Source organism: Acinetobacter sp. WC-323 (assembly GCF_000314615.1).
GTDB lineage: Bacteria > Pseudomonadota > Gammaproteobacteria > Pseudomonadales > Moraxellaceae > Acinetobacter > Acinetobacter courvalinii.
In genome coordinates this window covers 1-24864 of the sequence record NZ_AMZS01000048.1, presented here as the reverse complement: position 1 = coordinate 24864, position 24864 = coordinate 1, and the positions used below count along the sequence as shown (strand labels likewise).

22 protein-coding genes are annotated in these 24864 nt (G+C 42.5%); 10 read left to right on the top strand and 12 right to left on the bottom strand.

What is annotated here, in order from left to right:
- Positions 1-2: 2 nt before the first annotated feature.
- The 5 genes from ACINWC323_RS06790 to efp form a co-directional block, all read right to left on the bottom strand.
- A complete protein-coding gene (locus ACINWC323_RS06790) occupies positions 3-920 on the bottom strand; it encodes a DUF58 domain-containing protein (protein ID WP_009513362.1) in 918 nt (305 codons plus the stop codon).
- Between the two features lie 13 nt (positions 921-933).
- The gene (locus ACINWC323_RS06795) at positions 934-1893 is read right to left on the bottom strand and encodes an AAA family ATPase (protein ID WP_009513350.1); all 960 of its coding nucleotides are present in this window, start codon (positions 1891-1893) and stop codon (positions 934-936) included.
- Between the two features lie 78 nt (positions 1894-1971).
- Positions 1972-2274, bottom strand: a complete 303-nt coding sequence (locus tag ACINWC323_RS06800) for a YbdD/YjiX family protein (protein ID WP_005231371.1) — start codon at positions 2272-2274, stop codon at positions 1972-1974.
- 2 nt (positions 2275-2276) lie between these two features.
- Positions 2277-4379, bottom strand: a complete 2103-nt coding sequence (locus tag ACINWC323_RS06805) for a carbon starvation CstA family protein (RefSeq protein ID WP_009513360.1) — start codon at positions 4377-4379, stop codon at positions 2277-2279.
- A 345-nt stretch (positions 4380-4724) separates the two neighbouring features.
- A complete protein-coding gene (gene efp, locus ACINWC323_RS06810) occupies positions 4725-5294 on the bottom strand; it encodes an elongation factor P (RefSeq protein ID WP_004652839.1) in 570 nt (189 codons plus the stop codon).
- Between the two features lie 89 nt (positions 5295-5383).
- Here efp and epmB point away from each other — a divergent pair, with 89 nt between their 5' ends.
- From epmB to ACINWC323_RS06825, 3 genes are read left to right on the top strand one after another with little or no spacing between them, the layout of a single operon-like run.
- A complete protein-coding gene (gene epmB, locus ACINWC323_RS06815; protein ID WP_005287251.1) occupies positions 5384-6400 on the top strand; it encodes an EF-P beta-lysylation protein EpmB in 1017 nt (338 codons plus the stop codon).
- Positions 6401-6413: 13 nt separating this feature from the next.
- Positions 6414-8168 (top strand): cyclic-di-GMP receptor FimW-related protein, encoded by a 1755-nt coding sequence (locus ACINWC323_RS06820; RefSeq protein ID WP_005231375.1) that lies wholly within the window; start codon positions 6414-6416, stop codon positions 8166-8168.
- Complete coding sequence (locus tag ACINWC323_RS06825; protein WP_032881594.1) at positions 8150-10240, top strand: EAL domain-containing protein; 2091 nt, start codon at positions 8150-8152, stop codon at positions 10238-10240. Before ACINWC323_RS06820 ends, ACINWC323_RS06825 begins: the two co-directional genes overlap by 19 nt.
- Positions 10241-10330: 90 nt before the next feature.
- On the opposite strand, the gene rpmE is transcribed toward ACINWC323_RS06825, so the two are convergent.
- From rpmE to ACINWC323_RS06845, 4 genes are all read right to left on the bottom strand, one after another.
- Positions 10331-10555, bottom strand: coding sequence for a 50S ribosomal protein L31 (gene rpmE / locus ACINWC323_RS06830; RefSeq protein ID WP_005231378.1), 225 nt, complete (start codon positions 10553-10555; stop codon positions 10331-10333).
- A 199-nt stretch (positions 10556-10754) separates the two neighbouring features.
- Complete coding sequence (locus ACINWC323_RS06835) at positions 10755-11729, bottom strand: bile acid:sodium symporter family protein (protein WP_171062206.1); 975 nt, start codon at positions 11727-11729, stop codon at positions 10755-10757.
- 134 nt (positions 11730-11863) lie between these two features.
- Positions 11864-12265 carry a lactoylglutathione lyase gene (gene gloA, locus ACINWC323_RS06840; RefSeq protein ID WP_032881593.1) on the bottom strand — a complete coding sequence of 134 codons (402 nt, stop codon included), beginning with the start codon at positions 12263-12265 and terminating at the stop codon, positions 11864-11866.
- Between the two features lie 2 nt (positions 12266-12267).
- Entirely contained in the window at positions 12268-14439 is a 2172-nt protein-coding gene (locus ACINWC323_RS06845; protein ID WP_009513394.1) for an AmpG family muropeptide MFS transporter, read from the bottom strand.
- A gap of 184 nt (positions 14440-14623) precedes the next feature.
- Here ACINWC323_RS06845 and ACINWC323_RS06850 point away from each other — a divergent pair, with 184 nt between their 5' ends.
- On the top strand, positions 14624-17260 hold the full coding sequence (locus ACINWC323_RS06850; RefSeq protein ID WP_009513388.1) for a Lon protease family protein: 2637 nt from the start codon (positions 14624-14626) through the stop codon (positions 17258-17260).
- 38 nt (positions 17261-17298) lie between these two features.
- Here the strand turns inward: ACINWC323_RS06850 and ACINWC323_RS06855 are convergent, their stop codons facing one another.
- From ACINWC323_RS06855 to surE, 3 genes are all read right to left on the bottom strand, one after another.
- Entirely contained in the window at positions 17299-18228 is a 930-nt protein-coding gene (locus tag ACINWC323_RS06855; RefSeq protein WP_005287268.1) for a LysR family transcriptional regulator, read from the bottom strand.
- A gap of 136 nt (positions 18229-18364) precedes the next feature.
- Positions 18365-19195, bottom strand: coding sequence for a peptidoglycan DD-metalloendopeptidase family protein (locus ACINWC323_RS06860; RefSeq protein WP_005231389.1), 831 nt, complete (start codon positions 19193-19195; stop codon positions 18365-18367).
- Between the two features lie 109 nt (positions 19196-19304).
- A complete protein-coding gene (gene surE, locus ACINWC323_RS06865; RefSeq protein ID WP_005231390.1) occupies positions 19305-20075 on the bottom strand; it encodes a 5'/3'-nucleotidase SurE in 771 nt (256 codons plus the stop codon).
- A 102-nt stretch (positions 20076-20177) separates the two neighbouring features.
- Here surE and ACINWC323_RS06870 point away from each other — a divergent pair, with 102 nt between their 5' ends.
- The 6 genes from ACINWC323_RS06870 to ACINWC323_RS06900 form a co-directional block, all read left to right on the top strand.
- Entirely contained in the window at positions 20178-20552 is a 375-nt protein-coding gene (locus tag ACINWC323_RS06870; RefSeq protein ID WP_032881592.1) for an MCR_0457 family protein, read from the top strand.
- A gap of 276 nt (positions 20553-20828) precedes the next feature.
- The gene (locus ACINWC323_RS06875) at positions 20829-21233 is read left to right on the top strand and encodes an MCR_0457 family protein (protein WP_005231397.1); all 405 of its coding nucleotides are present in this window, start codon (positions 20829-20831) and stop codon (positions 21231-21233) included.
- A 127-nt stretch (positions 21234-21360) separates the two neighbouring features.
- Complete coding sequence (gene dacC, locus ACINWC323_RS06880; protein ID WP_005231398.1) at positions 21361-22509, top strand: D-alanyl-D-alanine carboxypeptidase PBP5/6; 1149 nt, start codon at positions 21361-21363, stop codon at positions 22507-22509.
- 91 nt (positions 22510-22600) lie between these two features.
- Positions 22601-23143 carry a gamma carbonic anhydrase family protein gene (locus ACINWC323_RS06885; RefSeq protein ID WP_009513384.1) on the top strand — a complete coding sequence of 181 codons (543 nt, stop codon included), beginning with the start codon at positions 22601-22603 and terminating at the stop codon, positions 23141-23143.
- Between the two features lie 39 nt (positions 23144-23182).
- Positions 23183-23815, top strand: coding sequence for a DUF2625 family protein (locus ACINWC323_RS06890; RefSeq protein ID WP_009513352.1), 633 nt, complete (start codon positions 23183-23185; stop codon positions 23813-23815).
- A protein-coding gene (locus ACINWC323_RS06900; protein ID WP_155758137.1) for an IS3-like element ISAba21 family transposase occupies positions 23778-24864 on the top strand; the annotation gives its coding sequence in 2 pieces (ribosomal slippage) (positions 23778-24036 and positions 24036-24864; 1088 coding nt annotated over the 2 pieces). This gene is flagged as partial in the annotation. The genes ACINWC323_RS06890 and ACINWC323_RS06900, both read left to right, overlap by 38 nt.

Below are 24864 nucleotides of genomic sequence, written 5' to 3'. Positions count from 1 at the left end.
ATTTAAGCCTGCGCAAGTAAAAGTCTGGCTTTGATTAATTGGCTTTGACCTTGTCCACTTTCCAGTCTGGCGTGTGGCAAAATTACAGCATAGTCATTCCCGGATTGTTCACATTGTTCAATCAACCCCATCATCAAGCTTAGTTTCTGTTCATGGTCCAGTGCTGGAATGAGCTGATAATCGATATCTAGGTGTTGATGACTGGTCTGCGCTTCAAACATCTTGATTAAAAAACCCTGCCCACGTGCAACCTGCTTCCATGCTACATTCTGATAAGAATCCCCATGCTGGAAAGTTCTGAGCTCTTTAAATTCATCCAGACTGTCCTGCGCCGAAGTCGGCTGAAGTTTATGTTCTTTTTGCCAGTCAGTGGCCTTGGGGGCGATCCAGACCTCTTGTTGTGGATATAGATAGGTCCATGCACGCACCAATCCTAAAGGATAGGTCGCATAAATTTTCAAGGCATCCAGTTCATATCTACCACGTTGTTCCGGTAAAACGGCGAGTTCCAGACTTTGTTGAGTCTGGTCCAGATACAGGAAATGTTCTTGTTCTTGCCAATTTAGACGCAAATATCGAACTGTTTGGGTGGATTGTTTTAATAAAATTTTCAAGATCAGCGGCTGGTCTACTTGCCCTACCTCTGCAGCGACCACTTCAATCTGCAAGCCATGCAACTGCTTAAAGGTCAGATAAAAGCTGATACAAAGAATGGCACTGATTAAAAAGCAAAAACCGAGAATCAGGTTATTGGCATAGTTAATGCCTGCAATAAATGTAATGACAATCAGCACCAGATATAAAAAACCTTGCTTGTAAATAAACACCAGTACATCTTTCTGCAATAAGATTTTGCTGCCTTCAACCTGAAAGCGCTTTGCAATCCATTGTTGTAGCTGCCGCTTGAGTCTATTTTGCATAGGTCAATCTCAACTATAAGACATCAACTGATTGCAAAATCTGTCCAACTTCAAGCTCACTCAGACTTAAGCGATGTGCGACCACCGCAACAAAAACAGCTTGTACATCGTCTGTCATTACAAAACCACGCCCCTCCACCAAGGCATAGGCTTGTGCCGCAGCCTTCAATGCCAATACCCCACGTGTGGACAGCCCATGACGTAACTTTCGAGTTTCAGCGGCCAGATCCAGAATATAATTCAGCACCGCCTCGCTAAGGAAAACCTGCTTTGCCAGCTCCCGTAAATGTAAAATATCAGCTTGATTAAACACGGTATCCAGTTGATGGATCAATACCTGTCGTGAACGCTGTTGTAATAACAATTTTTCCGCTTGTCGGGAAGGATAGCCCAGTGATAACCGCATCAAGAAACGGTCGAGTTGTGATTCAGGTAATGCATAGGTGCCACTTTGAAATAACGGATTTTGTGTGGCGAGGACCCAGAACGGTTGCGGCAATTCATAATGCACGCCATCGACGGTGACTGCCCCTTCTTCCATTGCTTCCAGTAGTGCACTTTGAGTTTTGGGACTACAGCGGTTAATTTCATCGGCCAACAAGATCTGGGTAAAAACTGGCCCCTGCCTGAATTCAAACAGATGTTCTTTCTGGTTAAAGATATTGATGCCAATCACATCACTGGCCAGCATATCGTTGGTGAATTGAATGCGCTGAAAATGTAGTCCTGCCAGACGCGCCAAAGCACTGGCCAATGTGGTTTTCCCTAGCCCAGGTAAATCTTCAAACAATACATGACCACCCGCCAGCAAGCAGGTCAGCGCCAATCTGGTTTGTTGCGGTTTATCTAAAATCAGTTGGTTTACTTCAAATAAGAATTGCTCAATCTTTTGTGTAAAGCTTTGAATATCCTGTTCTAATGCCTGATTCTGCTTGGTTTTCTCTTGAGCTGATGACTTTTCCATGCCCCACATTATTCTATCCCCCAAAATAAAACAGTGTATGTTCAACATACACTGTTTTGGTTTTTTTTCAAAGAAATCAAATAATTTCTAGCAAGGACACTTTTTCATATTACCCCCCGCCGAAGGATAACGTGCATCGATACAATGACGATAAAACGTCTTGGCATCCATCGGGGTTAAATCTGGATGATGTGCTTTCATATGCGCTAGATAAGTTTCATAATCAGGCACACCGACCATCAACCGGAAACTCTGCTGCAAACGTTGCCATAAAACAGCGATACGCGACCAATTCTTTGGTGATAACAGCAAGTGCTTTTGCGACATGATGGTGAATTTAATAATCTTCACGATCACTGCACTGCCTTGCCGGGCAATTTTAAAATCCATCGTTACTCTCCTTTGATGCTATTCGCAGTCATCGGTGTGTCTGAATAAACGGCTGGTGCCTCATTCACGGTTGGTGTTGGACTTGCTAAAGCACGGCGTACAATGCCAATTGACGCAATCACCATTACAATCGCAACAATCATAAAGAAGCCACAAAGTGCCGCATTGATCTGGTTTGACATCACAATGGTCTGCATTTCAGCAACGGTTTTGGCGGGTGCAAGCACTTCACCACGCGCAATCGCATCCGAGAAACGATTGGCTTGTGCAAGGAAACCTATCTTCGGATTTTCGTGGAAAATCTTTTGCCAGCCCGCAGTCATCGAAGTAATGAACAAGAAAATCGTTGGGACAATCGTCACCCAGACATATTTCTCTTTCTTCATTTTGAATAAAATGACGGTACCTAAAATCAGTGCCATCGAGGCAAGAATCTGGTTACCAATACCAAACAGTGGCCACAACGAGTTAATCCCGCCGAGTGGATCAACCACCCCTTGGTAAACGAAGAATCCCCAACCTGCGACCGCGACAAAGGTTCCGACCATATTGCCAAAGAATGAACTTGATTGCTTAATCGCCGGAACCACAATTCCCACAGTATCCTGCACCATGAAACGACATGCACGCGTTCCTGCATCTACTGCGGTCAGAATGAATAAGGCTTCAAACAGAATCGCAAAGTGATACCAGAACGCCATCATTGAGCGGTTATTGAAAATCTCTGAAATGATATGCGCCATACCAATTGCAAATGTCGGTGCGCCACCGGTACGAGACAAGATTGAACTCTCACCGACCTCCTGCGCCAATAAACTCAACATTTCTGGACTAACCACAAAGCCCAGATTACGCACCGCTTCCGCTGCAGTCTCTACTGAAGTGCCTAAAACTGCTGCTGGCGCATTAATGGCAAAATAAATACCCGGATCAAGTACTGTCGCACAGATCATGGCCATGATGCCGACGAATGATTCCATCAACATACCGCCATAACCGATCATACGAATATTGACTTCATTATCGACCAGTTTAGGCGTTGTCCCTGAAGCAACCAGAGCATGGAAACCTGAAATCGCACCGCAGGCAATGGTGATAAACAGGAAAGGAAATAAACTACCCGCAAATACAGGGCCTGTACCATCGACAAAGTGTGTGACTGCTGGCATTTTCAGGTCCGGCATCGCAAAGATAATCCCGACCGCCAAACCTGCAATTACACCAATTTTCAAGAAAGTTGATAGATAATCACGTGGGGCTAATAATAACCAGACCGGTAATACCGAAGCGATAAAGCCATAAATAATTAGAGCCCATGTCAATTGGGTGCCACTGAGGGTAAATAACTGTCCCCAATAGGGATCTTTCGCCACATCACCACCGTAGACAATCGCCGCCATCATCAGCACAAAACCGATAATCGATACTTCGGCAATTTTCCCTGGGCGTATATACCGCATGTAGATACCCATGAATAATGCAATCGGAATCGTCGCAGCGATACTGAACACCCCCCACGGGCTATGCGCCAGCGCTTTGACTACCACCAGTGCCAGTACGGCCAGGATAATGATCATCACGCCAAGCGTACCCAGCATCACAATCACACCCGCAAAAGTGCCAAGCTCCTGTTTCGCCATTTCTCCCAAAGAACGGCCATCGCGTCGTGTAGAGATAAATAGCACCAGAAAATCCTGGACGGCACCGGCAAGAACAACCCCGACCAATAGCCAGATCGTCCCGGGTAAATAACCCATTTGTGCGGCAAGAATCGGCCCGACCAAAGGTCCGGCTCCTGCAATGGCTGCGAAGTGATGTCCAAATAAAACAAATTTATTGGTCGGAACATAATCCAGACCATCGGCAAGGCGATGCGCTGGGGTTAACCGTCTCGGATTTAATTCAAAAACTTTGTTTGCAATAAATAAACTGTAGAACCGATATGCAATGCTATATACACAGACCGCAGCAAGAACCAACCAGACCGCATTGACATGCTCACCACGACTAACCGCCAATATCCCAAATGAAATTGCCCCGACAATGGCAACCAAACTCCATAGGAGCTTTGAGGAAAGTGTTGACTTTGCTTGTGTTGTCTCCATTCAAAACCTCTCAATTACATAACGCGTGGTTAGGGTCTGTTGACATTTCATAGATGCGTGCGACAAAGGACATTTTTAGAGGACACAAAGCATGTCTTATGCAATTTAGCTATTCTAAATAATGAGCAGCGATTACAGCTGTACAAGATAATGCAATGGCAGTAAAAAATGTCAGCAAACCCTCTTAGCTTTCCCTTTCTATATTTTCTGTAGAAGAAATATCTTTGTAAGTTTACCTTCTGACTACAATTATTTATCTAATACTTTGGCATAAAAAAAGGGATGATTGTTCATCATCCCCTTCGATAATTGTATATCTTGCGTAGCTCAGCTACACAGGCACAATTATGCACGCTCTAGGTAGTCACCAGTACGGGTATCTACACGAACGCTTTCTTCTTGCTGTACGAATAATGGAACACGTACCACAGCACCTGTTTCAAGTTTCGCAGGCTTACCGCCACCGCCAGAAGTATCACCACGTACACCTGGATCAGTTTCAACGATCTTGAGTACAACGAAGTTCGGTGGGCTTACCGTCAAAGGTACGCCATTGAACAGCATAATTGTACATTTTTCATTTGAATCGTCTTTTAACCATTTCGCAGCATCACCCATTGCGGTTTTATCAGCAGCGATTTGCTCGAAAGATACAGGATCCATGAAGTTCCACATTTCACCATCGTTGTAGAGGTAGTCCATTTCAACTTCTACAATATCAGCTGCTTCTAAAGAATCACCTGATTTGAATGTTTTTTCTAATACTTTACCAGAGCGAAGGTTACGTAATTTCACACGGTTAAATGCTTGACCTTTACCTGGTTTTACATATTCATTTTCCATGATTGAACATGGGTTACCATCAAGCATAACTTTAAGGCCTGCTTTAAAATCATTTGTAGAATAATAGGCCATGAAAGGCGCACTCCAAACTTAAAACTCAAATCTATTAATGTTAGACTACACGCACTGGTGTAACACTAACACTATTTTTAACGTATGGCATGATAAACTATTTACATCAAGAGCAAAACTGGCAATCGCAACTCAGTGACCTAATTACTGATCCTTTAGAGCTGTTAAATCTGCTTGAGTTATCTACCGATCAGCTATTATCAGGGGCAATCCTGGCCTCTGAACAGTTTAAATTGCGCGTCCCGCGTGCATTCGTCGGAAAAATGAACATTGGCGATCCTCTAGACCCTCTGTTGCTACAAGTCTTGCCACATCATCTGGAACTGGAAGAACATCCTGAGTTCGTGACCGATCCGCTTGGTGAGGAAGCCGCCAATCAAATGGCCGGGGTTCTGCATAAATATCAATCACGTTTTTTACTCACGCTGACGGGTGCCTGTGCCATCCACTGTCGCTATTGTTTTCGTCGCCATTTTCCTTATCAGGAAAACCTGCCTAAAAATGACGACTGGATCAATATCAAAGCCTATATTGAACAAAATCCACAGATCAATGAAGTGATTTTAAGTGGTGGCGATCCACTGACATTAAGTAACCGAAAAATTGCGTTGTGGCTAGAACGTCTAGCATCTCTCCCTCAGCTCAAGATATTGAGAATTCATTCACGCGTTCCAATTGTAATCCCCAACCGTATTGATGATGAGCTGATTTCTATATTAAAAAACAGTAGGCTACGCATTGTAGTAGTGGTACACTCAAATCACGCAGCTGAGCTTGATGATTTCACCTGCTCGAAGTTATTACAGTTATCACTCCACCATATTACTGTGCTTAATCAGGCGGTTTTACTTAAAGGTGTGAATGATGCTGCAGAAACTTTAAATGCATTGAGTAGCCGTTTATTTGAAGCACGAGTAATGCCCTATTACCTTCATGTTTTGGATAAAGTCAAAGGGGCTCAGCATTTTGATTTAAGATCTTCGGAGATAGATCAAATATATACTGATGTATTAGCAAGTTTGCCAGGCTATCTGGTACCAAAACTTGTCAGGGAAATTGCGGGCGAAAAAAATAAAACACCGCTTTTTGGGGTCCAAACGTTCTGAGATTGATAACACAATGATGAATAATGCTTTTTCGGATATTTTTCAAATTCCAACTGTCTTGAGACGAGACAAACTCAGCTTTTGCGATACCAATTCGAAAAGTCTAAATGAATGGATTTCCAACTTGTCCATCATGCAGTTGGGCGATACCTCTAAAGCATTATTCGCCGCCTTACTTGAACTGAGTGAACTTGAATGCCCTGAAACCTTGCGTTTTGATCTGGTTCAGGTGCTGCACCCAACCATTGAAAATGTGTTAGGAAGTCTGGAAAAGAATTTTTTCAATCAGGGCGTGATTAGCTCGGACCGTAATGAACACATCATTGAACTGGCTATGCTACTGCGTTGTTACTTCGCAGCAATCTATATCAATATTGTACGTCGCAGTAACGATCAGCTCGATCAGCAGAAGTTCTCTATCTTTGCCCTAAACCAAAAGAAAAATCTGCAAACAGCACGAACGCTGGCCACCTTTCAGTCCTTGCAACAACTGACCCAACTGCTCTACCAACAACATATGTTGTATAGCGAACCTGTAGCAGGACAATGGCTCATTGCCCATCAGCTTTATGATGCCGCCGTGACCCATAAATATCAGCATACCAACCTGGATCAGATACAAGGTAAACCCAATGCCTTAAGTAATATCTCGCAAGCTTATGCACAATTGATTTTAATGGATATTTTTAATACCAATCAAATCCGTCAATCCGAGATTCAAGCTTTATTCCAGTGTAGTTTCGACTGGGCAAAAATGGTTCAGATCCTGACCAAAGAAACAGACCTGACCAAATATGTGGTCGATACGACTAAAGATCATCCACCCATTTATAATAAAAAACAAAGCTCTGGCTTTAATCCCAATATTTTTATCAGCACCCATAGTCTTCTGGATCATGTCACCGCGACCTTACACAAAAATGCAGAATATGTGTCCAAGAATGAGAAAATCTATTTAACCCCGGCCTTAAAATTCCATGTGCAAACCATTCTTGGTACCACGGCAGAGCGCCGACATGAGCGTTATGAATATTCAGCGCAATTACATATCTGCTTTGGCTTACTTACGGCCCACTTTTATCTGTCCAAAGCTAAGAATTTTTCAGAAACACTCTTATTAGACCACAGTTACGGTCTACAAAATGAATCAAAGTTTATGTCGGCCTGGGACAAAAAAAGTTCAACCGATAATCAGGAATCGGCAATTCAACGCTTAAGCCGTGAAAGTAAAGCCGTTTACCAAGCCGATATCCTAGATATTAGTGTGAACGGTTATCGTATTAAATGGTCTGGGGAGGCACCAAAGAACTTAAGAACAGGTGAATACATCTTAGTTAAAGAAACATCGCATGGGCATTGGCGTGGCGGTGTGATTCGTTGGCTCAAACAATCGACCGAGAAAAGTCTGGAACTCGGTTTGGAAGTACTGGCACAGGAAATCTTCCCTTGTGCGGTACGGGTTCAGGCAGATCGCCATATCAGCAATTATCATCCGACACTTTTATTAAAAAACCAGAATTTGGATGAAACCAAAACAACTTTAATTTTACCAGGTTCACAAATTTTTCGAGAACACCAGGCTGTTTATTTAAGATTGGGGAAAGAGGAAGTAAAAGTGTATTTATTAAACGCACAATTAATAACCCAGAGTTTTGTTCAATTTGATTTTGAACTGCTGAATGATGAGGAACAACCGATCCTTCAGCGATATATGGCACAAAAGAATATGGACACCATTGATCAAGATTTATGGGAAGCTTTAAAGTGAGAAATTCTTTACTCTCTAAAAAATTAAAACGCACTGAAACACGTTTATTGATTATTGATGACAACCAGCTTCGTTATAATCAGATTTCAGCTTTATTTACGGCTCAAGACCATCAAATTAAAGCCACTTTACTCGATGATCTGAAAACCTTCGAGAAACAGCTGAATTTACCTTGGGATATTGTGATTTTTGGTCGGGCCTACGATTTAAAAATCGAACAGACCCTCTCCCTGATTCAAGCCTCAGCACAACCCAATTTGCCTGTTCTCCTGCTTGAACCTGAGGATTATAAAGCCGATCAATATCAGAGCTACATCCATAAAGGCATTTATGACATCCTGAATCTGAAATCACCAGAAAAATTCTATATCAGTATCATTCGTGCGCTTTCTTATAGTCGTTTGGTGCAAGCAGAACATCGTTTACTGAATGAACTGGAAGCCGCACAAACGCAAGCTCAATCACTGGTTGCAGAAAGCCATAAAGCGGTTGCCATTTTGCAGGAAGGTATTCACATGCATGTGAATGCCGAATACGCCAATCTATTTGGTTTTGCCAATCCAGAAGAATTAATTGGCTTGCCGATTCTGGATGTGTTGCAGCCAGAGGATTTAAGCCAGTTTAAACTGCGCTTTAAAAAGATTTCTCAAGGACAGTTTGAACAAGGCCGCTTTGAACTTCGTACACAAAACGCGACAGTGAAGCAGAATCCCCTTCAACTGGAATTCTTACCTTCAGGCAATGAAGATGAAATCCAGCTTAATATTGAATGTGGCACTTCATCTCAAGCGGCAGCCACACCTTCAACGGCCGCGCCTGCCGAGAAAGCATCCAGTCTAAGCAGCGCTTTACAACATATTAACCGCCAGCTTAGCAATCACCCGGCCAATGCCAATGCGCTGGTTTTATTCAGCTTAAGCAATTGTCCGAGTGAGGTTTTCCAAACCGATTGGCGTGGCACTCGTGCATATTTTGCCAATATTCCTCACTTCATTAAAGAACAGGTGAATGTCCCGGTCTGTCAGGTGGAACATGGTTTATATGTCTCGTTATTTCAGGCCGAATCAAAGAGTGTGCTCAATTCCCTGCTGATGGGTTTGAATGGCTTACAAAAACCGCAATTGGTAGTGACCGATCACTACACCTTCCCGCTGCATTTAAAATTAGGCTATTGCGAAATTAGCCAGCCTATTGCAGATGAAGTTCGTTTTGAACAGGTGTTAACCAAGGCTTTCCTGGTTCCTCTACCGGTGTTCAATAGTCCAAAAATTGATGCAGATATTGGCCTGACCACAGAACATATTCCTGTTGCTGTGCAGTTAACCCTGTTACAAGAGCTGAAAAAGAAACTGGATGCAGGCGATATCCATCTGAAATATCAGCAGCTCTATGACAAACAGGATCAACACACGCATACTTATGAAGTATCTGGCGGGTTTATCTATAATAATCAGTGGCAGGATTTAAGTGATCTTGGCGACCTGAAAGATGATCCTGAGCTATCTATTCAACTGGATCGCTGGATTCTTGTTGAAGCCTGCAAGCAGTTACACAACTTTATTACCCAATATCCAAAGGCGAAATTGATTGTAAACCTCAATCATCAGGTCTTGCTAAATGATAAAAAGCTACCAGAACTGGTGGCGAAACTATTAACCATTATTGGCAGTAAACAGGCTCATCCTTTAATTTTGCAGTTCTCTGAACAAGCACTACAACAAAACCTGTCACAGGCACAGCCACAGATCGCGCTATTGCGTCAGCACGGTGCCGAGATTTCCATCCGTGGTTTTGGTGATTCGCTCTATAGCGATTCGATGTTGCAGCAAATCGATGTTCAATATCTGAGCTTGCACAGCAAACTTACTCAAATGCTGAGTGCTGAAAAAGAAATGGCCGCTCTACAAGAGAAAATCTTGCACTTTATCGGGCAAAAGCCTGTCGAAATTTTCTTAACCGAACTCAACGACATGAACTTGTTTGCCAATGCATGGAATGTCGAAGCACGCTTCTTGCAAGGTAATTATTTCCAGAAAAAACTGGACCGTCTTACTGACGTACAGGATCAATAAAAAATCCTCCCCAACCCTCCTTTTGAAAAGGAGGGTGAATTAAAGGGCATAAAAAAACGGGCATATTGCCCGTTTTTTTCTTTCTTGATATTAACGTTTGATAGAACGTGACATACCAGAGAAACGTTGTTTGAATTTGTCGATACGGCCGCCTGTATCCACATTCTTTTGTTTACCAGTGTAGAATGGGTGGCAAGCTGAACATACGTCAAGGTAAATTGTTTCTTTACCAAGCGCAGATTTAGTTTCGATAACGTTACCACATGAACAAGTAGCAACTAATTTTTCGTATTTAGGGTGAATATCGGCGCGCATGGTCGATGCTCCTATTAAGTAAGAAAGGCTTAAGCTGTTATCGCAATTGATCACTCTCAACATGAGGAAAGCAACGTGTTCGCACACGTGCAGATCAACACCACAACAGACCATTTCTTTTGACTCACCGAGACTCTAAAGGTCAGAGCAAAGCCAACAAGTGGCGAGCATTATACGCCAATAAATTAAATTTTGCGAACTATTCTTGATTCGATTTTGACCAGTGATTCGCAATAATGCCACAGACCATGAGCTGGATTTGATGAAAAATCATAATCGGCAGCACAATCATCCCCAAAGGCTGTCCGATAAACAGGATCTGGGCCATCGGTACGCCACTCGCCAGCGTTTTCTTGGAGCCACAAAAGAAAATCGTCACCTGATCTGCTCGACTAAAGCCCAGCCATTTTGGCACGTATAACGCCAGTAACATCACGATGGTTAACAGCACCGAACATGCCAGGATTAAATAAAACAGTGTCAGGCCATTCACCTGTTGCCATAAACCGGCAATTACCGCACTACTAAACGCGCCATACACCACCATCAGAATCGATCCCTGATCGAAAGCCTTGACCAGACTTGGCATTTTAACCATATAAGGAAAAACATAAGGACGTAGCAACTGACCCAACACAAACGGGACCAGTAATAACAACGTAATCTGCAGAATCGATTCGGTTGGATCAAAGTCATGCTGACTTTGGCCTAAAATAAAATAGCTGACTAAAATCGGGGTAATCATCATGCCGACAATATTAGAGAAAGACGCGCTGCACACCGCCCCAGCCACATTGCCTTTGGCCATCGAGGTAAATGCAATGGAGGATTGTACGGTGGATGGCAAGAAACACATGAACAGGAAACCCCAATACAGTTGCTGACCGAGTAAGGGCTCTAACACCGGCTTTGCTAATAAGCCGATCGCTGGAAAGACCAAGAAAGTAAAAGCAAACACTAAAGCATGCATTTTCCAGTGCAGCATGCCTTCAACCACAGCTTCACGCGAAAGTTTTGCCCCATGCAGGAAAAAAAGTACGGCAATTGCAACAGTCGTCAGAATATTAAAATAATGTGCAACCTGACCTGAAACTGGAAAAAACGTTGCCAGTATCACCATCACAACCAATAAAATTGTAAAGCGGTCCAATGCCAATAATTTCAACATAACTATCCCTATCCACACTAATAATGAAAAAGCCCAATATGGCGAATAATTCAACCATTCGATCAAATTACTCATCATACTGGGCTATTTCAATAAAGCTAGCGTTTTAGCTCAAAAATCTTCGACCGATCAGGCAAGAATCAGTTGTTATAGGCATCCTGATCTTGCTGAATCAATTCAACTTTATAGCCATCTGGATCTTCAACAAAGGCAATAACCGTCACACCACCTTTCATCGGACCCGCTTCACGTATAACTTTACCGCCACGCGCCTTGATTTCTTCGCAGGCTTTATAAGCATCGTCCACACCAATGGCAATGTGACCATAAGCATTGCCCAAGTCATAGCTAGAAGTATCCCAGTTATGGGTGAGCTCAAGTACGGTATTGTCTTTTTCATCACCGTAACCCACAAATGCTAACGTAAAACGTCCTTCTTCATAGTCACGTTGGCGTAGCAATTTCATACCAAGCACCTCAGTGTAGAACTTTAAAGACTGTTCTAAATTACCTACTCGTAGCATCGTATGTAACATGCGCATAGTTATTCACCTTTCTGCTGTGTTGTCTGGTTTTCATGATCACGTAACAGTTTCGCAACCCAAACCACAAGAACTAAAATTGGGATACCAATTAAAGTCGTCATTAAAAAGAAATTCGGATAGCCGATATTGCTGACAATTGTTCCCGAATAACCACCCAACAATTTAGGCGTGAGCGTCATGAGAGAACTGAAAATCGCATATTGAACGGCTGTAAATGATACGCTGGTTAAGCTGGATAAGAAGGCGATAAATGCCGCACCGGCCAATCCAGAGGCTAAATTATCGATAATAATCGCCAAATACAACCATAAAGAACTATAGCTCTTAATGACCTTGCCAGAGAGTTCAACAGTGCTAGCCTGGGCTGGATCAATCACCGCCACAGGCTGAATATCAATATCTAGCGCATTTGTAGGTGCAGTGGTATCAATACGATATTGTCGGGTTGCCAGTAATTCATGGCCAGTGTTATTTTTCAAATTGGCCAAAGCGGTAATGGTTTTGCTGCTAGATGCTTGCAACAGCTTGCCATCCACTGCACCCGTAAATAAACCATTGGAATCAACTTTCGCGACAAATTCCTGACCATCCAGTTTTAAAACAACAGGACGTTCTACATTTAAATCTTCAGCCTTAATCCCTGCCAACTGCCCTTTAACTACCAGACTTTGTTTTAATTCTTTTGGCGTTAACTGATCATCGTTGCTAATCGGCAACAACTGGATTTGTGGCTGTTGTGAAGTAATTAAATAAGGCACTACAAGTTGAATGTTTGAATCAGCTTGATTCTGATACTGGGTACTCACCTGAACTGAATTCGCTTTCGCCAAGACCTCATTCGGTACTTGCAACTTCCAGTAGCCCACCTCATCAGTGTGTACCTGATAGTGTTGCTCACCCACCTGAACTTGTACCTGATCCAGTGGTTTGCCAGACTTCACCAAACCAATGAAAATCAAATTGGTTGAACTTGCAAGCACCGCACCCACAAACATCAGTTTCATAATGTTCATACGTTGTGCCAGCAAACCGCCAAGGAAACCACCAATCAGGCTAAATAAAACGCCATAGATCTTCACGGCTTCCGCAATCTGTTCTTTACTAAAGTTCAGATCCTGATAGAACACATTGGAAATGACCCCTGCAATGATGTCCGAGATACGGAAAAAACCGATGAGCAATAACAGCACCAATGCAAGCTTGACACCATAACGTTTAAAGAAGTCCAGAATAGGCGCAACCCAGGTTTCTTTCGCCATTTGCTGGTTCACAACACCGATTTTGACCAGTCCAAAACCAATCAATAGCGCTGCTGCTGTAGCTGTTAAAAAGCGTAGTGCTTCCAGACCAAATAATGCGGCTGTATCTTTAATGTCTGCTGATTTAGAAATTGCCTCTGTTACATTGCCCGAATAGATATAACTCACCACGAATGTAGCGACTGCAACAAAAAACACAAAGACTAGGCGATAATAATCAGTGGTTTTGTAGTGCTTATGAATACGATTGACCTGTGGCTCACGCACACAAAGCGTGGTAATAATACCGATCACCATGACTGCGGCCATAGTTAAATAAGTATATTTCCAAGCCTCATAAATATAATTCCCTTTCGCTGTACCTAGATAGGCAGCTAAGAACAAAGCCCCTGCACCCGCAACAATCATCCCGATACGATAACCAGCATTGTAGGTGGATGCTAACACGGTCTGCATTTCAGTTTCAGCGAGCTCAATACGATAAGCATCAATCACAATATCTTGCGTTGCCGCCGAGAAGCCCAGTAACACAGCGCCCACCGCCATCTGGATCAAATAGCTCTGTCCAAGTGCTGGATCAGAAAATGCCATGATACAGATCGCACAGATAATCAAACTTTGAGCAATCAGCAACCAGGCGCGACGTCGACCTAAACGTTTGGTTAAAAATGGTACGGGCAATTCATCAATCAGCGGTGCCCAGACAAACTTAAAAGAATATCCCAATGCAGCCCAACTGAAAAAGGTGACTGCACTCTTCTCAATGCCCGCCTCACCTAGCCATAAAGACAAGCTAGAAAAAATCAGTAAAATTGGTATCCCCGCAGAGAAACCAAGAAATAACATAATCAGGGCACGGCGATCTAAAAATGCTTTAAATGCCGAAGCCCACCCGGTGGCTTGCGTTGTCATTGGTTATTATTTTCCAATAATCTATAAATGTGCTTATTCAATCGTTTCTTGCTCCTGCTTGCAAGTTGCTTTATGCAATCATTCTTTTGTTTTGTCGATAAAAAACACAAGTTCGCTTGATCTTTAGGTCTAAAACTGTATACCTTTAATTACTCAACTTACGTTTATTTGTTGGATAGCAACAGTGACCCAAAAACTTGATCAAATGACTGCAACAACTTTATCTTTAACACCAACAAACACGATTACAGCGAAGATCAATTCATTTCCAAGCGCTTTTGAACAGACGGACATACAACCTACACTGCTTAAAACAGCACTACGTGCAGACCAACTTACCCATATTCCAGATTTAGCGGAAATACCAAGTTCAACCAAACGAATCAAGCCGCTCAATAACTTCTTAGGACAAGACCGCGCACGTGCTTCCGTTGAGGCGGGTATCGCGCTGCCTTATTCGGGCTACAATATTTTTGCTGTGGGGACAGCAGGCCTGGGTAAACGCACCATGATCAAGCGTTTACTGCAACAACACGCCAAAACCATGCCGACTCCGGATGACTGGGTCTATCTCAATAATTTTAAAAATCCGCGTCAACCGATTGCTTTACGCTTCCCGGCAGGACAAGGGGTTAAATTCCAGAATGCCTTACAGCAAACATGGCAGATTATTCTTAAACAGTTAGAACGCCGTTTTAGTGCTGAAAGCTATCACAACCGCATTGAGCGCATTCGTCAGGATACCGGTGATGTGCAACAGCAGGCACTGGTAGAACTGACCAAAGAAGGTGAAGAACTTGATTTAAAACTGATTTCACGTAATGACAAACACGTCTTTGTTCCCATGCAACTCAAGGACAATGAATATCATGAGTTGACGCAAACTGACCTGAATACTCTGAATAGCAAAGAGCGTGCAGAAATTACCTCCAATATTCGCTATATGGAGAAGAAACTCGAACGCCTCGGATTACATCTCGGTGATCTGGAAGATGATGCCCGTGATCAGGTTTCAAGTCTAAATCGTGATATCGCAACACAGGTGGTTACCCCGCGGGTAGAATCGATTTTAAATAAAAATAAAGATGTCAAAGGTCTGGATCTATATTTAAAACATTATGCGGAAGACATTATTGATAATGTTGAGCTAATTCTTGAACAAGAAGAGGATGACTTTACTCCTGCCTTATTCAACCGTGTTCCATCACGCTACCAAGCCAATGTCATTGTATCGAACAAACCGAACAGCGGTGCACCCGTCATTTTTGAAGACTTTCCGACGCACTACAACCTGTTGGGCCATGTTGAGCAACTGACCCATAACGGTACCATTACCACTGATTTTACCTTGATTCGTCCAGGTTCATTACATCAGGCCAATGGCGGATTTTTAATGCTGGAAGCAGAGCAACTGCTAGAGCAACCTTATGCATGGCAGGGATTGAAACGTGCCTTAAAATCGGGTCAGCTCAAGCTGTCTTCGCTAGAGCACATGTTGACGTTAACAGGTAGCATTTCCATAGAGCCGGCTTCCGTTCCGCTTGAAATAAAAGTAGTTTTATTGGCAGAACCTGAAATTTATTATGAAATTTTAGAGGTTGAGCCTGAACTTGGCAGTGTCTTTAAAATCCGTGCTGACTTTACAGATACATTACAACGTAATGACAGTAACGAGCAGGCCTATATGCAGCTGATCGCGGATTATGTACAAGCTGACAAGCTATTGCCTTTTGATCGCTCTGCACTTGCAGCCTTGCTGACGGATTCAAGTCGTCAGGCTGAAGATCAAAGCTCATTATCGCTCCATGCATCTACCTTAGGCGATTTAATTCGTGAAGCGCATCACCATGCCTTTAAGGCAGGCGACAAGATCGTGACCGACGAGCATGTCAATCAGGCCCTGCATCATCGTCAATATCGCTTAGGCTATTTACGTGAACTGTACTGGCAGGATCTGTCACGTGGCACCCAATTGATTGAAACCTCAGGTCACCGACTAGGTCAAATCAATGCCCTCTCCGTGATTCATTATGCTGACGTCGAGTTTGGCCTACCTTCTCGCCTGACGGCATCTGTATATCAAGGTGGCGGGGATATTCTGGATATTGAGCGCAGTGTCGAACTGGGCGGCTCTCTGCATGCCAAAGGTGTGTTGTTGATGTCGAGCTTCCTAAAAGCACACTTTGGTCGTGAACAGATTCTGCACTTCTCTGCCGCACTGGCTTTTGAACAAAGCTATGGTCAGGTCGATGGTGATAGTGCAACGGTTGCGGAACTGTCTGCCTTGATCTCTGCAATCTGCCAGATCCCGATTGACCAATCATGGGCAATTACCGGTTCGATGAACCAGTTGGGTCAGGTGCAGCCGATTGGTGGTGTCAATGCCAAAATTGAAGGCTTCTATGATGCCTGCAAATTGCAAGGCTTGACTGGCAAACAAGGGGTGATTATCCCGCGTCAAAACATGCAACATCTGATGTTACGTCAGGACGTGAGTGAAGCGGTCAAAGCGGGACTCTTCCATGTGCACGCGATTGACACCATCGACCAGGCCTTGGAAATTCTAATGGCACGCCCAGTGGGTACACTGGATAAAAAAGGTCGCTATAGCAAAAACTCGATTTATGCTGCAGTCATGGAACAACTTGAATACTGGCAAGCCATCGAAGACGGCGAAGCAGTGGAAGAGGACGAGCCAAAGAAAAAGAAAAAGCGTAAAAAAACCAAGAAAGATGAGGTAGAAGCAAAAGCCAAAGCAAGTGAAGAAAACACAGCTGAGGCAAAAACGCTGAAATCGATGCGCAAAAAGAAAAGCAAATAAACAAAAAGGCCATGTTCCTCGGAACATGGCCTTTTGACTTAGGCAACACCCTGTAACGAGCGTCCACCGGGTAACTGGGCAAAATATTGCTTCAAGGCATCAATACAGCGATGTACCTTCATTGGATATTGTTCGCGTTTAGAGGTTAAGGCATGCAAGGTATAAGATGGTAGTTGCCAATCTGGCAGAACCTCAACCAACGATCCATTGATCAGTTCTTTCTGAATATCCATATACAGGATACGTGCTATGCCATGCCCTTGTTGACATAACGCCTTGGCTACAAAAACATTATTGGTGCCTAAACGTGTTTTCATATCCACATTCACCACATCGCCACTGATGCCGTGACGGAAGGTAAAATGTTGATAATTTTGCATGAGGGTTATCGGCAGTAATTCATGGTTACGCAAGTCTTCAGGACGGGTGATTGGTTGCGCCTGATTCAGATAACTTGGCGATGCAACCAGAACCTGATCTACCCGCGCTAAAGGCACAGCAGATAACTGCTGATCTTCCATCTTCAAGCTCATGCGTATCGCAATATCAATACGTTCTTCGATCAGGTCAATATAACGATGGTCTGCTTCAAAATGAATCGCTAGCCCTTTATGCGCCGACATCCAGTGCGACAATGCAGGAATAACGTGCAAGGCACCGAGTTCAGGTGTGGTAGCAATACGCAAATCGCCTACCAGATCATCACGTAATTCATTAATGCGGATTTTGCCTCGCTCAGCTGCGGCCAACATTTCCTGACAACTGAGGAAAAATGCCTGTCCAGCTTCAGTGAGACTGAGTTTTCGGGTAGAACGATGAAGTAAGGTGACATCCATTTCTTGTTCTAAAGAACGGATTTGTTGACTGACCGCACTGGTGGTAATTCCAAGTTCTCTTGCTGCACCACTGAAAGAACTTTTTTCGACGACACAAGCAAAGACCCCCATTGCACGCAATTGATCTAGCATAGACTTCCCTCTCAACTTAATTTATTAATATGCTTATTGTTCTAATGAAAGCAATCAAATTAAGTATACAAGGAAGTCTATTTATAGACTAGGGGAATTATTAATAAATTATTGAAAGTTTATTAATAATCTTTAGTTAATTTGGTAAAACTGTGCTCGGGTTCACAGGTTTGCCATCTAAACGAACCTGGAATTCCAGCATGACTTGCGATGCGCCAGAAGAACCCATTTCTGCAATTTTCTGTCCTGCTGTCACATTATCACCGCTTTTCACCAGCATCTTGCTGTTATGGGCATAGGCTGTGATGTAGCCATCAATATGTTTAACCAACACCAGGTTGCCATATTCTTTCAAGCCATCCGCCGCATAAACCACCTGCCCGTTTGCAGCTGCAAAAATCGGATCGCCCACATTTCCACCATAGCGTGTGCCTTTGACATTACTCGCCAGATTAAAGGTTTGAATGACGGCGCCATTTGATGGTTTCACCCAACGCAGGCTTGAGGCCACAGTTGAAGATGACGGATTAACCGGTACGGTCGGCACTACCGGACGTGGTACCACCGGTTGTGGTTTTGGTGCGACGGGTTGTTGGCTTGGTAAATTAATACTTTGGCGCTGGATTGGTGCGGTTTGTGCCATGGCTTGCGTCGATGTTGTACGCTGAGCAGCCGAGCCTTTTAAACGCAATGACTGATTGACATAAATACGATAAGGCGGTGCGATATCATTCAGTGCAGCCACATTCAGATAGTTCAAACCATAACGATTTGAAATCCCGCTTAGGGTATCGCCTGAACGCACCGTGTAATAGTTTGGTGCTGGCAGCGTATGACGTGCTCCACCATTGACTTGCGGTTTTGATGCACACCCTGTCATAACTGCCACTGTCGCAACCGCCATAGACAAAACGATTGTTTTAATCATTTTCTGTGATAGAAAAACCGAGACATGGTTTAAGTGCATCTTCGCCCTCATCGAAAAAACCTCAATTTATTTGCGCTAAGAGTATCAAAAAAGTGAGAAAAAACGAGTTCTCACTTTCTTTATTCACAAAGTTATAACATTCATACCCTTAACCATTTACATGCGCATGTAAATTTTCCAATACGGTATAGTTGGTCGCATCCATCTGGATCGGGGTAATACTGACATAACCATTTGAGACTGCAAAAAAATCTGACTGGACATAATCCGAGACAGGTTGCGGATCAGTAACGGCTTCACCCGCTAATCCAATCCAGTACACTTGACGTCCACGAGGGTCAACATGACTGCTGATTGGTTTGGATTGTGCCCGACGGCCTTGGTAGGTCACTTGAGCCCCTTGAATTTGCTCAACATCCGGAATATTAATATTAAAGATATGTCGCGGCGGTAAAACCGGCAAGCCTTTGGCAATGAAGTCATGGACCCATTGCGCTGCTTTGGCATAATGTTCAGGATGCTCATAGGCTCGTACATTGGCGCCCGCCAGTGAAACGGCAATCGCAGGGTGCTTCATTAAACGCCCTTCAAAAGCCGCACCAACCGTACCAGAATATAAAACATCATCGCCCAGATTCGCGCCGCTATTGATTCCGCTGACCACCAGATCAAATTCAAAATCAAATAAGCCATTCATGGACAAATAGACACAATCTGCTGGCGTACCATTGACTGCCCAGACATCTTCAGCAATCTGTACAGGACGTAAAGGACGGTCCAGCGTTAATGCACTTGAATAACCACTACGTTCACTTTCAGGCGCAACCACAACCACACGACCTAAAGGTTTTAATGCTTGAGCCAAAGCTTGTAGACCGGGTGCGAACACACCATCATCGTTTGCAATCAAAATATTCACTAAAATCAATTCTCTTCAATGTTACTAAGCAGTTTTTTCAATTGAATTATTCCTTGAATTATATATATTTACGGCTTCTTAGTATTAAAAATTTACGTAGCCATGAGACATTTATCTAATTTTATTAAGGTTTTTGGGGTGAGTTTCACGCTTTTTACAGCGCCTGTTGTCTTTGCAGATGAAACGGTTTCAGTGAAAGAAGCAGATGCCCTCATTAAAGATGACATTGCCAATGCGCAAGTACTGATTGAGATGTGCCCAACTCTGATTGGGAAAAATGCCAAATTTGATCAGAACATCAAAAAAATGGTCGGCACCTATTTAAGCAATTATTCTGACAAATCAGCTTCACTTGAAAGTCTGCAAAAAGATGCTGAATTTAAAAGCCTGTTAAAAGATGCCCATGAAGCAGCGGCAGAAGTCGACAAGGTAGAGCAAAAAGCGGTATGTGAAGAAGTTTTGAATTTCGAAGGCTAATCACGCTTTAAAATATCGGTGTGGTTTTAAATTAAGATGGATAAAACCACACCATTTCTATTCAACTCAACACACCCGCCTTTCGGCCTGACAAAAAGTCCAACCACCAGACCTTTGAAATTCAAAAACCACTTAAAAGTATTGAAGAATTTTAAATTCTGAAAATTTAAACCCACAGTTTCTCCACGTTTCCTACAGCAAACATACATTTTTTTACCGGCTTCTATGCTATAAGTTATTCAAATTCTTTAAGTCTTGTTCTGAGTTTGATTTATTATGAAGAAAAATGTTTTTAAAACACTAGGTTTATCATTTCTCATCGCTTCTAGCGCTCTAGCTCCTACAGCATTTGCGGCAGATAAAAAATCTACAGAAGCAGAAAAGATTGAAGTGACTCCAACTTCAGATAGCGTTACCAAGCAAGAGCTTGCCGCGATCTATGTGCTTTCTGAAATTTGTCCAAGCCTGATTGGCAAAGATCTAAAATTTAATAAAGCTTATGACAATCTGGTCAAAGCCTATTTGAATAACGATGCCAACGCGGTTGAAAGCTTGAATAAACGCGTAAAAGGTAAAGATTTTAAAGAAGCTTTAAAAGAAGCACGTAATGATGCAAAAGCAGCTTCTGACAGTGATAACCGTCAAATTTGCGATGACGTTCGTAATTATTATTCCAAATAAGATGAACAATTAAGGTTCAGGTTACAATACTGTATGAAAAAGCCGATTTCCCCCGTAGAAGTCGGCTTTGCTTTATCCTAAAATGCTAGGCTCGTCTGCTTCATACAAGATATTGGAACCACCTAGAATGACTCACAAAAGCGCTCTTGCTGCATTATTACTTTTGCCAAGCTTTTCATATGCAGCAACTGTCCTATCCGCTCCACCAGAATTAAATAATAAATCCTATGTATTAATGGATTACGAGACCGGACAGATTCTCGCTGCCAAAAACGAAAATGAAAAACTGGCACCTGCTTCAATGACAAAAATGATGACAAGCTACATCATTGAGCAGAAACTTTTAAAGGGTGAATTGACTGAAAACGAACAGGTACGCATGAATGAATCTGCGTGGTGTCGTGGTAGCAGCTCTGAATCATGTATGTATGTTCCACTGAATGGTACTGCAACAGTTTTAGAAATGTTGCGTGGTATTATTATCCAGTCAGGTAACGATGCTTCTAAAGCCATGGCTGAACATATCGCGGGCAATGAAGGGACCTTTGCCCATATGATGAATCAGGAAGCAAAACGTGTTGGTATGGTGAACACTCACTTTATCAACTCAACCGGTATGCCAGCTGAAGGTCATTATTCAACTGCCAAAGATATGGCCATCCTTGCCCAACACATCATTAAAGACAGTTCTAAATACTATCCGATTTATTCAGAAAAAGAATTTGCTTTTAATGGCATCAAACAAGGCAACCGTAATGCCCTGCTTTATACCGATCCAAGTGTAGATGGTTTAAAAACAGGTCATACCAATGAAGCAGGTTTCTGCTTAACCACGTCAAGTAAGCGCGGTCCAATGCGTTTAATTTCAGTGATTTTCGGAACACCAAGCATGAATGAACGTGCCGATCAGACACGTACACTTTTAGCCTGGGGCTTTTCAAACTTTGAAACTGCCAATGTTCAACCAGCCAACCAGGTTCTTGCCAAGGCAAAAGTTTGGTTCGGTAAACAAGATGATGTTCAAATTGGCTTAGCAGAAAACTTCAATGTGACCATGCCTAAAGGCCAGGCAGACAAAATCAAAACTCAGCTTGTGGTTCAGCCTAAACTCAATGCACCTTTAGCCAAAGGTCAAGTGGTAGGTAAACTGGTTGCAAGTCTGGATGGTAAAGTGATTGCAGAAAAACCGTTGGTCGCATTGAAACCAGTTGAAGAAGCTGGTTTCTTTGCACGTATGATTGACCATATCAAAATGTTCTTCAGCAACTTGTTCTAAATTTTAGAATCGTTAAATTAAGCATTCATGCTCTTGGGTATGAATGCTTTTTTATTTTATAATTCCCCTAAATTTTCAAGCGAACGCTGCTATGCAAAAGAATATTCGTCCCTATCTCGACCAGAAACCAGATGTTGATTCAAGTTGTTATATCGATGACATGTCGGTTGTTGTAGGTGATGTTAAACTCGCTGAAAATGTGTCGGTATGGCCTTTTGCCGTGATTCGTGGTGATGTAAATTCAATTCAGATTGGCAAAAACAGTAATGTACAGGATCATTGTATGTTGCATGTCAGCCATAAGAATCAATCTAAACCGAATGGTTCTCCACTGGTCATTGGAGAAGATGTAACGGTTGGGCATCATGTAACTTTACATGGCTGCACCATTGGTAATCGCGTCTTGATCGGGATTAATACCGTCGTGTTAGATGACGTCATCATTGAAGATGATGTAATGATCGGTGCCGGTAGTCTGGTGCCGCCACGTAAAGTATTAAAAAGCGGTTATCTCTATGTCGGCAGTCCCGCCCAACAAGTGCGTGCACTGACTGAAAAAGAAATGGAGTTTCTACCTTATTCAGCACGTCACTATGTGAAAGTGAAGGATAGTTATAAGAATAGCGAAGCCTAGCTTCGTTATTCCCTCGGATTGTTTAAGGAATAAATAATAATGAAAACCCTAAATGAATTATTGGATATAGAAGAAACAGGTTGGAATCGAATAAAAGAAGAGCTAAAAAATGCTAGCAACCATTATGAAATATTAACTAAAGACTCAACCCGTGCTAACAACGAGTTACTTAACTCACAAATAACGACACACTCAAGAATTGGAGCGATTATATATGAAACAGGTGGTATATTAATTGATCATGGTTGGTTACGAATTCTAGGGTCTGGTAATGAAAAACTTAATCGTGGACTAATCGAATGGAATCAAGGAAAAACGATTCTTCACTTAGATGAACCACCATCATATCTCCTTATAGCAGATGATGTCATAGGAGGTTTTTTTGCAATAAATAATGGTGGATTAGGGGTAAATATTGGCGATATCTATTATTTTTCTCCAGATACATTAGAGTGGGAAAATTTAGAAGTTGATTATTCACAGTTCTTAGCGTGGGGATTCCATGGAGATATTAATCAATTTTATGATTCTTTGAGATGGAAAACTTGGGTTGTTGATCTCCAACAACTGATGTGTGCTGAGAAAACAGGAGGTTTTAACTTGGTAAACTATAGACACTCATCAGGAGTTTACCATGAGCAAGAAACAGAAGACTTACACCGCAGAATTTAAAGTTGAAGCAATAAAATTGATTGAAGCCAATCAAGGCAATGTATCGGAAACAGCCAGACAACTTGGCATTTCAATGCAAACTCTTTCAAATTGGAATAATAAAGCAAAGACTGGCACCTTAGCAGGCACTAAACAATATTCACCTGATCTAAATGCCTTCCTCGAAGAAAATAAAAAGCTCAAACAACAGCTCAAAACAGCTGAAATGGAACGTGAATTTCTAAAAAAGGCAGCAGCGTACTTTGCGAAAGAAAGTCAGTAAGGTACGCCTATATGAAACAGCAAAGATATTTATTCCCGATTAGCTTTATGGCTAGATTACTTCACGTTTCAGTGTCACGATTTTATGATTGGCTAAAACGAGGCATGAATAAAAGATTGGTTCAGCGAAATCAACAGACAATTTTGGTCAAAATAGCTCATGAGGAAACTAAACAAAGCTATGGCTATATTCGATTAACTAAGCATTTACAAGCGCAAGGTATCAAAATCAGTACGTATGCTGTACGTCAAATAAAAAAGCTCAACCAGCTGTATTGTAAGCGTCATAAGCGTTTCAAAAGAACTACGAAGAGTGATCATAATCGAGCGATCTACGCAAATTTACTAGAGCAACAGTTTTCAATGACTAAGCCCAATCTTGCATGGTCAAGCGATATTACATACATTTGGACTGCTGAAGGTTGGTTATACTTGGCAGCAGTAAAAGACCTGTACACGAAACAAGTGGTTGGCTATAGCTTAAATGAGCGTATGACCGCACAACTTGTTTGCAATGCACTGACTATGGCGATTCGTAATCAAAAACCAACGAAAGGCTTAATTATTCATTCGGACAGAGGCAGCCAATATTGCAGCCATGAATATCGAAAGATACTGGAAAAATGTGATTTTCAAGGTTCAATGAGCAAACGTGGGGACTGTTACGATAATGCACCGATTGAAAGTTTCTGGGGCATACTCAAGAATGAATTAGTGCATCATTGCAACTATAAAACCAGAGATGAAGCTAAAGCAGATATTACAGAATACATTGTGTTATTTTATAA

Bases quoted from the DNA above. Each gene is read 5' to 3' on its own strand.
- ACINWC323_RS06790 (WP_009513362.1), bottom strand. From the start codon at position 920: ATGCAAAATAGACTCAAGCGGCAGCTACAACAATGGATTGCAAAGCGC.
- ACINWC323_RS06795 (WP_009513350.1), bottom strand. From the start codon at position 1,893: ATGTGGGGCATGGAAAAGTCATCAGCTCAAGAGAAAACCAAGCAGAAT.
- ACINWC323_RS06800 (WP_005231371.1), bottom strand. From the start codon at position 2,274: ATGGATTTTAAAATTGCCCGGCAAGGCAGTGCAGTGATCGTGAAGATT.
- ACINWC323_RS06805 (WP_009513360.1), bottom strand. From the start codon at position 4,379: ATGGAGACAACACAAGCAAAGTCAACACTTTCCTCAAAGCTCCTATGG.
- efp (WP_004652839.1), bottom strand. From the start codon at position 5,294: ATGGCCTATTATTCTACAAATGATTTTAAAGCAGGCCTTAAAGTTATG.
- epmB (WP_005287251.1), top strand. From the start codon at position 5,384: ATGATAAACTATTTACATCAAGAGCAAAACTGGCAATCGCAACTCAGT.
- ACINWC323_RS06820 (WP_005231375.1), top strand. From the start codon at position 6,414: ATGATGAATAATGCTTTTTCGGATATTTTTCAAATTCCAACTGTCTTG.
- ACINWC323_RS06825 (WP_032881594.1), top strand. From the start codon at position 8,150: ATGGGAAGCTTTAAAGTGAGAAATTCTTTACTCTCTAAAAAATTAAAA.
- rpmE (WP_005231378.1), bottom strand. From the start codon at position 10,555: ATGCGCGCCGATATTCACCCTAAATACGAAAAATTAGTTGCTACTTGT.
- gloA (WP_032881593.1), bottom strand. From the start codon at position 12,265: ATGCGCATGTTACATACGATGCTACGAGTAGGTAATTTAGAACAGTCT.
- ACINWC323_RS06845 (WP_009513394.1), bottom strand. From the start codon at position 14,439: ATGACAACGCAAGCCACCGGGTGGGCTTCGGCATTTAAAGCATTTTTA.
- ACINWC323_RS06855 (WP_005287268.1), bottom strand. From the start codon at position 18,228: ATGCTAGATCAATTGCGTGCAATGGGGGTCTTTGCTTGTGTCGTCGAA.
- ACINWC323_RS06860 (WP_005231389.1), bottom strand. From the start codon at position 19,195: ATGCACTTAAACCATGTCTCGGTTTTTCTATCACAGAAAATGATTAAA.
- ACINWC323_RS06870 (WP_032881592.1), top strand. From the start codon at position 20,178: ATGAGACATTTATCTAATTTTATTAAGGTTTTTGGGGTGAGTTTCACG.
- ACINWC323_RS06875 (WP_005231397.1), top strand. From the start codon at position 20,829: ATGAAGAAAAATGTTTTTAAAACACTAGGTTTATCATTTCTCATCGCT.
- dacC (WP_005231398.1), top strand. From the start codon at position 21,361: ATGACTCACAAAAGCGCTCTTGCTGCATTATTACTTTTGCCAAGCTTT.
- ACINWC323_RS06885 (WP_009513384.1), top strand. From the start codon at position 22,601: ATGCAAAAGAATATTCGTCCCTATCTCGACCAGAAACCAGATGTTGAT.
- ACINWC323_RS06890 (WP_009513352.1), top strand. From the start codon at position 23,183: ATGAAAACCCTAAATGAATTATTGGATATAGAAGAAACAGGTTGGAAT.